The sequence below is a fragment of the Billgrantia pellis genome (genome assembly GCF_008297955.1).
Lineage (GTDB): Bacteria > Pseudomonadota > Gammaproteobacteria > Pseudomonadales > Halomonadaceae > Halomonas > Halomonas pellis.
On record NZ_VTPY01000008.1, the window covers coordinates 139,711 to 152,036 of the forward strand.

The window sequence follows — 12,326 nt, forward strand, 5'->3', positions numbered from 1 at the left end:
GGTCTATGCCCGCCATTTTCGCCGGAAACGTTGCTTGGATCAGGGCGTGACCCTGCTATAAGGCATTAGGCGATCGCTCTCCTTCTTGACCACGGCGTAACACTCGCAGCTGAGCTGCTCCAATCGAGCCCTGTCGAGTACTGTAATGTGCCCGCGTCGATATTTGATCACACCCAGCTTGTGCAGCTTGCCGGCCGCCTCGGTGACCCCCTCGCGACGCACCCCCAGCATGTTGGCGATCAGTTCCTGGGTCATGTCCAGCTGGTTGCCTGGCAGCCGGTCCAGGGATAGCAGCAGCCAGCGACACAGCTGCTGATCGATCGAGTGGTGACGGTTGCATACCGCCGTTTGTGCCATTTGCGTGATCAGTGCCTGGGTATAGCACAACAGCAAGTGAAGCATTTCCCCATGACGATTGAACTCCTTCTTGAGCTGACTCACCGGCAACCGCAGTGCATGGCCAGCGCCCTGTACGATCGCCCGGCTGGTGGTGCTTTCTCCGCCCATAAAGACGGCGATACCCACCAGACCTTCGTTACCTACTACAGCGATCTCCGCAGATGCTCCGCTCTCGGTCACGTAGAGCAGCGATACGATGGAGTCGATGGGAAAATAGACATGGCTCAGCGCACCGCCCGCCTCGTGCAGTACCTGGCCCAAGGATAAGTGCACCGGCTCAAGGAGCGAGGCTAGCCGTTGCTTGACCTCCCCTGGTAGAGCAGCCAGCAAATGATTTTGCACATGAGAAAGATTCTCCACGCACTTCCCCTTCGACAGTGGCTCCATACAGTACCACCTCCAAGCCTCCTCGATAGTTGCTTATCCAAATATTGGTCGTTTAATTCGCCGTCAGTGCCATTCCCCCAAGCTCAAGGCTATCTGTCAAGCCATCAAGACCCTCCGTCAGCTGCGGGGAAAGCACGACTCATTGAGGATAGCCCACCGACGGCATGCGTCGAGTGATTCGACATAAAAATGAATACGTAACCAAACCTACTACCAAAGTATATTTTCTTTTTTATCATCGAGTTAGAAACGGAATATTGAAGCGATTCAACCCATATGCTTGCATACGTATGCATAGAACTCTACAAAGTTCTATGCATGCGCTGTACGACCTCGACAAACGGCTTCCGCCATCCGTTTCGATGGTACGAGTCGATGGAACAAGGACAAGACGGTCAACGATTTGTTGGCAACGAACTCAGGAGTCACCATGAAAGAATTGCAGCTCGGGAAATTCACGCTTACCACCATCGCCACGTCAGTTGGATTCGCTGTCTCCGCAGGAGCCTTGGCACAAGCCGAGCAAATCATCGACGTGAGCCTTCCCCTTGGCCCTGAATCTCAACAAGGTATCGGGGTGCTCAAGTTCGGAGAGGAGCTGGAACGTCTTTCTGATGGTCGCCTGACGATCGAACCCCATTACGACAATGCCCTAGGTGCCGAGCGTGAGGTCATAGAAAGCATGGGATTCGGTATCATCGATGCCGGCATCGCCTCCACTGGCCCGATGGGCGGCTTTGTCGATCAGTTCCTGCTTTTCGACCTGCCCTACATTTTCGAAAACCACGAACACGCCTACGCCTTTCTGGATAGCGAACACGGCGAACAGCTGGCCCAGTTGGCTGAAGAGCAGATGAACGTCAAGTTCCTGGCGTGGATGGAGAACGGCTTTCGCCACAACACCAACTCGGTGCGCCCACTTGAGCATCCCGGCGACCTGGAAGGCATCAATCATCGTACACAGGAGAGTCGGGTCCAGGTCGACACGTGGGAAGCGCTGGGCGCCAATGCCACACCCATGGCTTGGACCGAAGTGTACACTGCACTCCAGCAGGGCGTGATGGACAGCCAGGAGAATCCTCTAGCCACCATCTACGACGTCAACTTCTACGAGGTTCAGGACTACCTGAACATGACCCAGCACGTCTACTCGCCGGCGCCGCTGATGATGAGCCTGGATCTCTTCAATTCTTTCAGTGAAGAGGACCAGGCCATCATCATGGAAGCGGCCCAGATCGCTCTGCCCGTTCAGCGAGAAGCCAGCCAAGAACTCGAGCAACGCTACCTCGGGGAGCTCGAAGAGCTGGGTATGACGGTGACCCACCCCGACCTGGAACCCTTCCGCGAAGCGGTACGTCCCGTCATCGACGAATGGGGCCCCATCGTCGGTGAAGACCTGGTCGACGCTGCCATCAACTTCGAGTACTGAGCTCCCGTCACCCGCAGGCGGCGAGGCCTCTGCGGGTGCGACGCTGACGCATGAGGCAGCCATGAAAACATACCTATCCCTGGCCAACAGGGCCATCGACCAGTTCAACCGATTGATAGGCTGGGGACTGGCCGCACTCCTGCTGGTGATGACCGTGCTCATTTTCTGGCAAGTCTTCGCCCGATTCGTGGTAGGCAAACCGTTGTTCTTCTCCGACGAGATCGCCCGTTTCGCCATGCTCTGGCTCACCTTCGTCGGGGCCGGCTACGCCTACCGCAAGGGAACGCTGATCTCGGTGGACATCGTGCTGGAGTATGCCGGCAGCAAGTTCGCCTGCCTGCTGCGCATCGCCATCATCCTCTGCTCGGCTCTCTTCGCCTTCATCATGGTCAAGTACGGTCTTGATTTGGTGGAGCGCGTCTCTCGCCAGACCGCACCCAGCACCCGAATCTCGATGATGTGGCCTTACCTGGCGGTACCCGCTGGCGGCATCGTCATCCTGGTCAATAGCCTGGGGCTGCTGCTCGATGAAGCGCTCGGCAAGCCGCCCGTCCCGAAACAGGAGGCGAGCTGATCATGGCCCTGCTTCTGTTCCTGCTGTTGATCTCACTGTTCATCGTTGGTGTTCCCATCGCCTTCTCGCTTGGCCTGGCCTCCGCCGTCACCGTCTGGCATGGCGATCTGATGCCGATGCTGGTCATTGCCCAGCAACTCATCGCCTCGGTGAATTCGTTCCCGCTCATGGCGATTCCCTTCTTCATTCTGGCGGGCTATCTGATGCAGGGAGGCGGCATTTCACAGCGCCTGGTCGACTTCTCCAATACCCTGGTCGGCAGCATGACGGGAGGCCTGGCGATGGTGGCTATCGTCACTTCGCTGTTCTTCGCGGCCATTTCAGGCTCAGGTGCCGCCACCACCGCGGCGATCGGTTCCATTCTGATTCCTGCCATGCTAACCAAGGGTTACCCCGGCAGCTACGCAGCTGCCAACCAAGCCGCCTCCGGGGCTCTTGGCGTGATTATTCCACCCAGTATCCCGCTGATTCTGTATGGCATCGCGGCCAATGTCTCCGTGGGCGACATGTTCATCGCCGGCATTCTGCCCGGCATTCTCGTCACCTTGACCTTGCTGGTCTTCGCCTATTTTTTCGCCAAGGCCAATGGCCTGGGCGGCAACGAAAAGAGTACCTGGAAAGAGGTATTCCAGGCAGGACGCAAGGCCATCTTGGCCATTCTCATGCCGGTCATCATCCTCGGCGGCATCTACGGCGGCGTCTTCACCCCCACCGAAGCTGCGGTCATCGCGGTCGCCTACTCTTTCCTGGTGGGATTCGTGATCTATCGGGAAATCAAGCTGGCCAGCCTGGTCGACATCTTCAAGCAGGCCGCGGTCACCACGGCCGTGGTGCTAAGCATCATCGGCGCCGCTGGGCTCTACGGCCGTATTCTGCAAAGGCTGAGGGTGCCGGACATGATCTCGCAATTCGTGATCTCGGCGATCGACAGCCCGCTGCTGTTCATCGTCCTGGCCAACCTCTTGCTGTTGTTTGCCGGTATGTTCATCGAAGCCGCCGCCGCCATTTTGATCTTCGTGCCGATCCTGCTGCCCATCGCCGTCAGCTTCGGCTTCGACCCCGTTCACTTCGGCATCATTATGGTGGTGAACCTGGCCATGGGTATGTTCACCCCACCGGTCGGCCTCAATCTTTTCGTGGCCTCGCAGATCACTCACATCGGTATCGCGCGCCTCACTTGGGCCGTCCTGCCCTTCGTAGGCATCGTGATGATCAACCTGTTGATCATCAGCCTGCTGCCCTTCCTGTCCACTTGGCTGCCTTCGCTGTAAGTCCTTTTCAAGCCTTTCAAGGAGAGAACCCATGAGTGTCGTAGAAAGCCTGTCGCCACGCCCAGGTCTCCGCGTGCTGGTCACCGCCGGCGCCAATGGCATCGGTTTAGCCATCGCCCGGGCCTTCCAGGAAGCGGGCGCTCGCGTGCATGTCTGCGATATCGATACCCAGGCATTGGCTGTGTTGCCCGACGGCATCACTCACACCGTCGCCGATGTCAGCCGGGAAGCGGACGTCGTACGGCTCTTTCAGGAGGCTGTCCGCCTGGGTGGGCTCGACGTGGTGGTGAATAACGCCGGCATCGCCGGTCCCACCGCCGGCATCGACGAAATCGACGACAAGACCTGGGCCCACACCATCGACATCAACCTCAACGGCCAGTATCGGGTCGCCCACCGCGCCGCACCGCTGCTGCGTGACAGCCAGGGGCTGCTGCTCAACCTGGCCTCGGTGGCCGGCCGCCTGGGCTTCGCCTACCGCACCCCCTACGCCGCCAGCAAGTGGGGCGTGGTGGGCTTGACCAAGAGCCTCGCCTGTGAGCTCGGCCCCGAAGGGGTGCGGGTCAATGCCATTCTGCCCGGCATCGTGCGAGGACCGCGCATCGAGAAGGTCATCGAGGATCGCGCCGCCAAACGCGGGATAAGCTATGCCGAAATGGAGCAGGAAAACCTCGCCAAGGTTTCCATGCGACGCATGGTCGAGCCTACTGATATCGCGGCCATGGCGTTGTTCCTGTCCGCTCCGGGCGGCGCCAACATCTCGGGGCAGGCGCTGAGCGTATGCGCCAATGTCGAGTCCCTGTGACCGGAATAGGAGTGCTCCATGTCAACCAAGATAGGTATCGTCGGCGCCGGCCTGATCGGCCGCGCTTGGGCCATCGTCTTCGCCCGGGCCGGCATGGCCGTTTCCCTCTACGATGTAGACGCCGGTGCCTTGGATAAGGCCCGCGAGGCCATCCGCCAGTCGCTCGTTGATCTAAAGCAGGCCGACCTGATTGAGGACATGGAAGCCACTCTGGCGCTTATCCAGACGGAGAGCGATCTAGCGCAGGCCATGGCAGGCGCAGTGTACGTTCAGGAATGCGGCCCAGAGAATACCGAGGCCAAGCGGCGCATCTATTCCGCCCTGGAGGGGGTAGTGGCCGAAGATAGCGTGCTGGCCAGTTCCACCTCGGGCATCGCGGCCTCGCGCTTTACCGATCACCTGCGCCACCCGGAACGCTGCCTGGTCGCCCATCCGGTCAACCCGCCCTACCTGATCCCGCTGGTTGAGGTTGCCCCCACACCGTTCACCTCGGAGGCGGCCGTGAGCCGCACCGTGCACACCATGCATCAGGCCCAACAGGTACCGATCCTGGTTCGCAAGGAGATTCAGGGGTTTATCCTCAACCGCCTGCAAGGTGCCCTGCTCAACGAGGCGCTGCGCCTGTTTCGCGATGGCTACGTCTCCGCCGAGGACCTGGACAAGACCGTCAGGCACGGGCTGGGGCTGCGCTGGTCTTTCATGGGGCCCTTCGAGACCATCGACCTTAATGCGCCATCGGGCGTGGTCGACTACGGCCAACGCTACGGCCCCCTGTACCGCGACGTCGACCGTCAACGCGGTGACGACGATCCCTGGGATGAGGCGACGCTGACCGCCCTGGATCGGGAGCGCCGCGAGCGGCTCCCCTCCTCCGATCTCGCCGAGCGCCAAGCCTGGCGCGATCGCCGGCTCATGGCGCTGATGGCCCATCAGCGCACTTTTTTCTCTTCCTGAATTCAATCCACTCAGAGAGATTCCCATGGCTACCCAACGCAAAGTCATTATCACCTGCGCCGTGACCGGCGCTATCCACACTCCCTCCATGTCCCCGCACCTGCCGGTCACGCCGGAAGAGATCGCCGAGGCCGGCATCGCCGCCGCCGAGGCGGGTGCCGCCATCTTGCATCTCCACGCCCGCGATCCGAACAACGGCAAGCCCACCCAGGATCCCGCCGTCTTCGAGCGTTTCCTCCCCCGCCTCAAGGCCTCGACCGACGCGATCATCAACCTCACGACCGGGGGCAGCCCGCACATGACCGTGGAGGAGCGCATGCGGCCGGCCATGGAGTTCAAGCCGGAGCTCGCCTCGATGAACATGGGCTCGATCAACTTCGGCCTGTTCCCCATGCTAAACCGCTACGATAGCTTCCAGCACGAGTGGGAGCGTGCCCACCTCGAGAACAGCCGCGACCTGGTGTTCAAAAACACGTTCGCCGACATCGAAACGGCCATGACCCTCGGGGCCAAGAACGGTACCCGCTTCGAATGCGAATGCTACGACATCGGCCATCTCTACAACCTTCGCAATCTGATGGATCGCGGTATCGTAGGTGGGCGTGTGTTCGTGCAGAGCGTGTTCGGCATCCTCGGTGGGATCGGCCCCCATCCGGAGGACGTGGTGCACATGCGCCGCACCGCCGACCGGCTGTTTGGCGATGCTTACGAATGGTCAGTGCTCGGTGCCGGCAGCAACCAGATGCGCATTGCCGCGCAGTCCGCAGCCATGGGCGGCCATGTCCGAGTGGGCCTAGAGGATTCCCTGTGGCTCGCACCGGGCAAGCTAGCCGAGAGCAATGCCAGCCAGGTGGCCAAAGTACGTGACATTCTCGAAGGTCTCTCCTTAGAGATTGCGACCCCCGATGAAGCACGTGACATGTTGCAGCTGAAAGGCGCCGACAAGGTCGGCTTCTAAGGCAAAGATCTATTTGAAACGTGAGGTCACCGTTTGGCCGGGTGCGGTGCTGCGCGGCGACAATGATCCGATCACCGTAGGCGAAGGCAGCCCTTCAGCATGACTGTGTCGTGGATGCCCGCCCAAGTCAGGGATCACCGACGAGAAAGCCCGGTCGGCGCTGGACAACAGCCGCGTCTATGTGAAGAGATCGCCAAGTATCGCTCCCTGGAGCGGATCGAGCCGACATCCTAGACACTACCCAGCCAACTCGACGCTACGAGAATCGATGAAAAGAAAATCCGTTACCTCACGCGATGTCGCCAAGCTGGCCGGCGTCTCGCAATCCGCTGTCAGCCGCACCTTCTCTCCTAACGCCAAGGTCTCGGAGAGGACACGCAAGAAGGTAATGGACGCCTCCCGCGAGCTGGGCTATCGACCGAATACGATAGCCCGCTCGCTCATTACCCGCTCGAGCCGCACCATCGCCGTGGTGACGTATAGTCTGCAGAACCCTTTCTACAGCTCCATGCTGGAGCAGGCCTCACGCTTCTTTCAGCAACAGGGCTACCATCTGCTGCTGTTCTTCGCTCCATCGAGTGGCGACTTCGATGCGGTACTCGACGACATCATCAGAAGCCAGGTGGAGGGCGTGCTCATGCTAGCCCTCACCATGAACGAACAGCAGGCACACCTGGTGGCCGACTTCGGCATTCCCATGGTCATTATCAATCGCACCGTCAACGACTCGGGCATCAGTCAGGTCAGCAGCGACAACTTCCAGGGCGGATACTGGGCCGGCAGATACCTGACTTCGCTGGGGCATCGTCGCATCGCCTATCTGGCAGGGCTGCCTGACTCCTCGACCGAGAAGCAGCGTCGCTCCGGTTTTCTCGAAGGGCTGGCCTCGATGCAAGCCTCATGTCATGCAGTTGACGTTGGCAATTACCGCTACGAGGATGCTTGCCAGGCCACACGTCGGTTGTTCGCCGATTCGCATCCTCCCGACGCCCTCTTCGCGGCTAACGACCTCATGGCTATCGCTGCCATGGAGATCCTCCGCCACGAATACTGCATGAAGATTCCTGAGGACGTTTCGATCATCGGGTTTGACGACGTCCCCATGGCCTCCTGGCCGAGCCACTCCCTTACCACTCTGCAACAGCCCGTGGACACCATGGTCATGCGTGCCACCGAGTTGCTGCTGGAACAGATCGCCCAGCCAGGCACGCCGCCGGAGCACATCACGCTGCCCGTTACGCCAATACTACGTAACAGCACGAGGCGCCAGAGCGATCCCCGGCGATGAAAGGACCAGAGCGCGGCCTGGCTCGCCAGGCCGCCAGCGTACTGCTATGGATTACGGTGACGACTCTAGGGAGGACTGTGCGATGACCCGGCATGAAAGAACCGTGATGGCCTTCGACGAACAAGGCCGCGAGTACATGATCGATATGTTCGTCAACCCCCGCGAGCTCAGCGAAGTGCAGCATGAGGGCGCCGTTCAAGGCACATCCGCCTTACGTACCCACGATGGCCACGACGTAACCTACCTTGGCAACGGCGAGTTCATGGTCATGGTGCCCGGCGAGGAAGGCGGCGTTACCGTCAGGACCGACGATTCCGAGTTCGCTTGAGGCGACATCTACCCGGCCAACGTTATGACCAGGGGCGCTTCAGCGGCGGGAACCGCGCAGCACAGCAGCACCTCGCCTTCCGCGGCCGCCGCCAGCGGCGGCACGGGGTAGTGCACCTCACCGGACACCAGGCGCAGCGCGCAGCTCCCACAACGCCCTACCCGGCAGCTGGACAACGGCGCAAGCCCTGCCTGCTCGGCCAGATCCAGCAAGGTGCCTTGCGTTGGCGTCCATTCGACGACGGCCTGCGCCAGGTGTGATTCATCCTGTCTCGTGGAGGCCGATATAAACGTGACCCGGGCATGCGAAGGCAACGCTTGCTGCGCAGCCGCGGCCAGTGCCTGCGCCTCGGTGGACTCAAGCGAACCGCGCCCGAAGAACTCATGGTGCAGGTACTCACGGGGCATACCGAGCGCCAGCAATGCCGCATACTGTGCTCGCATGAACCCCTCCGACCCACAGAGGTAGACCTGGCTGCGGGTCATGTCCGGCAACCAGGCCGAGAGCGATGCCAGCGTCAATCGTCCTCGCGAATGATACGTCTTGCCCAATACATCCTCCGGCGTGGGGCGCGTGTAGACGATATGCAGGCGCAGCCAGGGATACCTGTCAGCCCACGCCTTCAGCACCTCCGCGAAGGCCTGTTCCCGTCCGGTGCGCGCGCTGTGGATAAAGAACACCTCATCAGGCGGCGCCTCTCCGGCGTCGGCACGCTGCACGATGGTTTCCAGCATGGCGATCATCGGGGTGATGCCCACGCCGGACGACACCAACACGATGGCATTCGAGCGCTCGCGCAGCGTGAAGTCTCCCGCCGGCGGTAGCGCCTCGAGCACATCCCCCACCGTGTACTCGTCATGCAGGAGGCGGGAGACCGTTCCGTACTCTTCGCGCTTGACCGAGATCCGGTAACGCGACGCCCGCTCATGCCATGCGGCGGAGAGGCTGTAACTGCGCGTCAGCTTGGCCTGCCCCGATGGCGAATGCCCGGCCCGGGAGGCAAGGCGCACGGTGAGAAACTGCCCGGCCGTATAGGGCACCAGCGGAAGGTCATCCGTGGCCAGTGGCTCGAGATAGAAAGAGGTAATGACGTCACTCTCCCTGACCTTGTCGGCAATCCGCAGGCGGCGGTAGGCGTTCCCGGGCGCCTCCTTGGGCCAGTTGCCCGTCTGCGCCAGCGAGGGAGAGCGCTCGATCAGCCGCCCTCGCGTGGGCAGGGCGTTTTCGACATACCAGACCTGCTCCGGCACGACATCCACGATGCGCTCGGCCCCCTCGACCAGCGACGCGCGCCGAGGGTCCCAGTCGATCCGCCCGCGGCCTTGCAGCACCAGGGCTTGCCCGGTCTCGAAGTCGGGAATGAAAAGGCTGACCCGCGGGTCCTGCTCGATGTTGCCCAAGGTATTGAAGAAACGATTCCCCCGAAAATCCGGAAACGACAGGCTTCCGTCCGCGTTCAAGTGCAAGAAACCCGGCTTGCCACCGCGATGGGAGATATCCACGCCATGGTGGGAATCCCCCAGTTCGCCTGCCCGGGTGGCGATGAAGAAGGTATCGGCCTGGACCAGCATGGCCCGGCTGGCACGGGAGGCGATCGATACCTGCCGGGCAATGGGAGGCGCATCCTGCCCCGCCTGCCAGTCCACCTCGCGCAGCTGTATGTACTGTGGGCAGTTGCCGAAACTCTGATCGACCGAGACCCGTATGCCCTTGGCATCACGGGAACGCACCGTGCCATTCAACCGATTACGGCGACGGCTGGTCATCTCGAGCCCAAGCAGCCCCAGCCTTGCCCCGGGCTCCAGTGAAAGCTCCAGGGCATCCGCCAGCGGTGGCACTTGGCGAATCAGCAGTTCGCTGGGCGTCGCCGTACACAGCTGCCCCGGGGCACCGAAGGTCACCGCCGCCCACGGCCAGCCCTGCCGGTCCAGCGCCCCCATAAACAGCACCGGCAGCGTGTTAAAGAACTCGACGTGCTGATCGGGCATTGCAGCACGTACGAAGGCAGACACCCGCTGCACATAGGCGTCAGGCACGCCGGCACGCTGCTGTACCCTGCGCTCGCCTTCATGAAAAACCTGCCGGTTCGCTGTCATGGGGTTTTCCTCCAGTCGTCGCCGTTCGGTCAGGCCAGTGCCGGGCTGCGCACCATGCCGACGAAACCGGGCTGCGCCTCGATGCGCTCGAGCCAGGCGAGAATGGCCGGATATTCCTTCAGGCTGACCCCACCCTCCGGGGCGTGGGCGATATAGCTGTAGCCCGCCACGTCCGCCAGGGTGATCGCGCTCCCGGCCAGGTATTCTTGCCCGCCGAGGTGTTTTTCCATGACCGAGAAGAGCGCATGCGCGCGGGCAATCGCCTGCTCGTGATCCAGCGGCACGTTGAAGAGCGTTACCAGGCGAGCGGCACAGGGCCCCGCGGCAATCTCGCCAGCGGCGACGGACAACCAGCGCTGTACCTGCGCGGCCGCGAGCGGCTCCGTGGGCAGCCAGCGGTCGTGCGCGTCATACCGCCGGGCCAGATAAACCAGAATGGCGTTGGAATCGCTGAGAAACTCGCCGTTGTCCTCGATCGCGGGCACCTGGCCGAACGGGCTGATTTTTAGGAACTTGGCCGACTTGTGCGCGCCGTTGGCCATATCGACATCGACCGTCTCATAGGGCAGCTCGAGCAGCGCAAGCATCAGTTCGACGCGATGGCAATGGCCGGACTTGGGGTTGCGAAACAGGCGGATCGGTGCGGCGTCACGTGGAAAGCGCGCATTTACGGTAGTGGGCGTTGGCATCGCAAGACTCCTGCTGGCAATGGCATGACGTGTCGTGAAGAGCCACGACGGCGGAACGTCACCAGACTAATCTTTGCGCCTTTTCACTAGAATCCTCGTGATTTGCAATTCATTATTCCATCAAATGTCACCAATCGACGCCGATCGGAAATCCCTTCATGGACCGCCTCCAGACCCTGCAAGTCTTCGTCGCCGTGGCCGATGCCGGCAGCTTTGCCGCCGGAGGGCGCGCCATCGGCCTGAGCGCCCCCTCGGTGACCCGTGGCATCAATGCGCTGGAAGCACGGCTCGGGGTTCGCCTCTTCACGCGTACCACGCGGCGAGTTCGTCTGACGGAGATCGGAACGCGCTACCTGGAAGACACGCGGCGCATCCTCCAGGAACTGCAGGCGGCCGACGATGCCGTCAGCGGTGCGGCGGCACACCCCACCGGGCTGCTGCGTATCAACTGCCCCAATGAGTTCGGCCGCATCCACGTCATGCCGATCCTGCTGGAATATCTCGACCGCTATCCGGAAATGCGCGCGGAAATCGTAATGGTGGATCGCGTGGTCAACATCATTGAGGAGGGTTTCGACATCGCGGTGCGCATCGGCCCACTGCCCTCCTCCGGCCTTTCCGCCATCAGGGCGGGGAGCGTGCGCCGAGTGGTCTGCGCAGCGCCCGACTATCTCGCCCGGCATGGCACGCCCACTACCCTGGAAGACTTAACGGCGCATCGCATTCTCGCCACCACGACACTGAGCGCCAACAAGGAGTGGCGCTTCGGTAGCGACTACGATCAAGTGGTACGTATCCACCCCCGAGCGACGGTCAGCAGTATCGCGGCCTGTATCGAGGCCGTACGCAACGGCTGGGGCATCACCCGGGTGCTTTCCTACCAAGTCGGGGCGGATCTCGAAGCAGGACGGCTAGAGGCCGTGCTGGAAGCCTACGAACCCCCGCCGTTACCCATTCACCTGGTGCACAGCGAAGGCCGCGGCGCCGTCGCCAAGATACGCACCTTCCTCGATCTGGCAGCGCAGCGTTTGAGAGCCTCGGCGATACTTAATCCTAGCCAGGTGAGCTCCTGACCCAGGCACTCGACAGTTGACAAAGCGATGTTCCTTTTATAGAACGTTCACTATAAGGAACAACGCGAGACCACC

At 61.5% G+C, this 12,326-nt stretch carries 12 protein-coding genes; 9 read left to right on the forward strand and 3 right to left on the reverse strand.

Annotation, left to right across the window (positions count from 1 at the left end):
* Positions 1 to 39: 39 nt before the first annotated feature.
* Complete coding sequence (locus F0A17_RS19250) at positions 40 to 660, reverse strand: Crp/Fnr family transcriptional regulator (protein WP_228716973.1); 621 nt, start codon at positions 658 to 660, stop codon at positions 40 to 42.
* A 556-nt stretch (positions 661 to 1,216) separates the two neighbouring features.
* Here F0A17_RS19250 and F0A17_RS19255 point away from each other — a divergent pair.
* From F0A17_RS19255 to F0A17_RS19295, 8 genes are all read left to right on the forward strand, one after another.
* Positions 1,217 to 2,215 carry a TRAP transporter substrate-binding protein gene (locus F0A17_RS19255; RefSeq protein WP_149329987.1) on the forward strand — a complete coding sequence of 333 codons (999 nt, stop codon included), beginning with the start codon at positions 1,217 to 1,219 and terminating at the stop codon, positions 2,213 to 2,215.
* Positions 2,216 to 2,276: 61 nt separating this feature from the next.
* The gene (locus tag F0A17_RS19260) at positions 2,277 to 2,789 is read left to right on the forward strand and encodes a TRAP transporter small permease (RefSeq protein ID WP_149329988.1); all 513 of its coding nucleotides are present in this window, start codon (positions 2,277 to 2,279) and stop codon (positions 2,787 to 2,789) included.
* A gap of 2 nt (positions 2,790 to 2,791) precedes the next feature.
* A complete protein-coding gene (locus tag F0A17_RS19265) occupies positions 2,792 to 4,060 on the forward strand; it encodes a TRAP transporter large permease (RefSeq protein WP_149329989.1) in 1,269 nt (422 codons plus the stop codon).
* 31 nt (positions 4,061 to 4,091) lie between these two features.
* Complete coding sequence (locus tag F0A17_RS19270) at positions 4,092 to 4,865, forward strand: SDR family oxidoreductase (RefSeq protein ID WP_149329990.1); 774 nt, start codon at positions 4,092 to 4,094, stop codon at positions 4,863 to 4,865.
* A gap of 18 nt (positions 4,866 to 4,883) precedes the next feature.
* Positions 4,884 to 5,819, forward strand: coding sequence for a 3-hydroxyacyl-CoA dehydrogenase (locus F0A17_RS19275; RefSeq protein WP_149329991.1), 936 nt, complete (start codon positions 4,884 to 4,886; stop codon positions 5,817 to 5,819).
* A gap of 25 nt (positions 5,820 to 5,844) precedes the next feature.
* The gene (locus F0A17_RS19280; protein ID WP_149329992.1) at positions 5,845 to 6,777 is read left to right on the forward strand and encodes a beta-keto acid cleavage family enzyme; all 933 of its coding nucleotides are present in this window, start codon (positions 5,845 to 5,847) and stop codon (positions 6,775 to 6,777) included.
* A gap of 268 nt (positions 6,778 to 7,045) precedes the next feature.
* Complete coding sequence (locus F0A17_RS19290) at positions 7,046 to 8,065, forward strand: LacI family DNA-binding transcriptional regulator (protein WP_149329993.1); 1,020 nt, start codon at positions 7,046 to 7,048, stop codon at positions 8,063 to 8,065.
* Between the two features lie 82 nt (positions 8,066 to 8,147).
* Positions 8,148 to 8,393, forward strand: a complete 246-nt coding sequence (locus F0A17_RS19295; RefSeq protein ID WP_149329994.1) for a hypothetical protein — start codon at positions 8,148 to 8,150, stop codon at positions 8,391 to 8,393.
* 8 nt (positions 8,394 to 8,401) lie between these two features.
* Here the strand turns inward: F0A17_RS19295 and F0A17_RS19300 are convergent, their stop codons facing one another.
* Together F0A17_RS19300 and F0A17_RS19305 are read right to left on the reverse strand one after the other, a co-directional pair.
* Positions 8,402 to 10,489, reverse strand: coding sequence for a 2Fe-2S iron-sulfur cluster-binding protein (locus tag F0A17_RS19300; RefSeq protein WP_149329995.1), 2,088 nt, complete (start codon positions 10,487 to 10,489; stop codon positions 8,402 to 8,404).
* A gap of 29 nt (positions 10,490 to 10,518) precedes the next feature.
* Positions 10,519 to 11,178, reverse strand: a complete 660-nt coding sequence (locus tag F0A17_RS19305; protein WP_149329996.1) for a glutathione S-transferase family protein — start codon at positions 11,176 to 11,178, stop codon at positions 10,519 to 10,521.
* A 158-nt stretch (positions 11,179 to 11,336) separates the two neighbouring features.
* Here F0A17_RS19305 and F0A17_RS19310 point away from each other — a divergent pair, with 158 nt between their 5' ends.
* Positions 11,337 to 12,251, forward strand: coding sequence for a LysR substrate-binding domain-containing protein (locus F0A17_RS19310; RefSeq protein ID WP_149329997.1), 915 nt, complete (start codon positions 11,337 to 11,339; stop codon positions 12,249 to 12,251).
* Positions 12,252 to 12,326 lie beyond the last annotated feature (75 nt).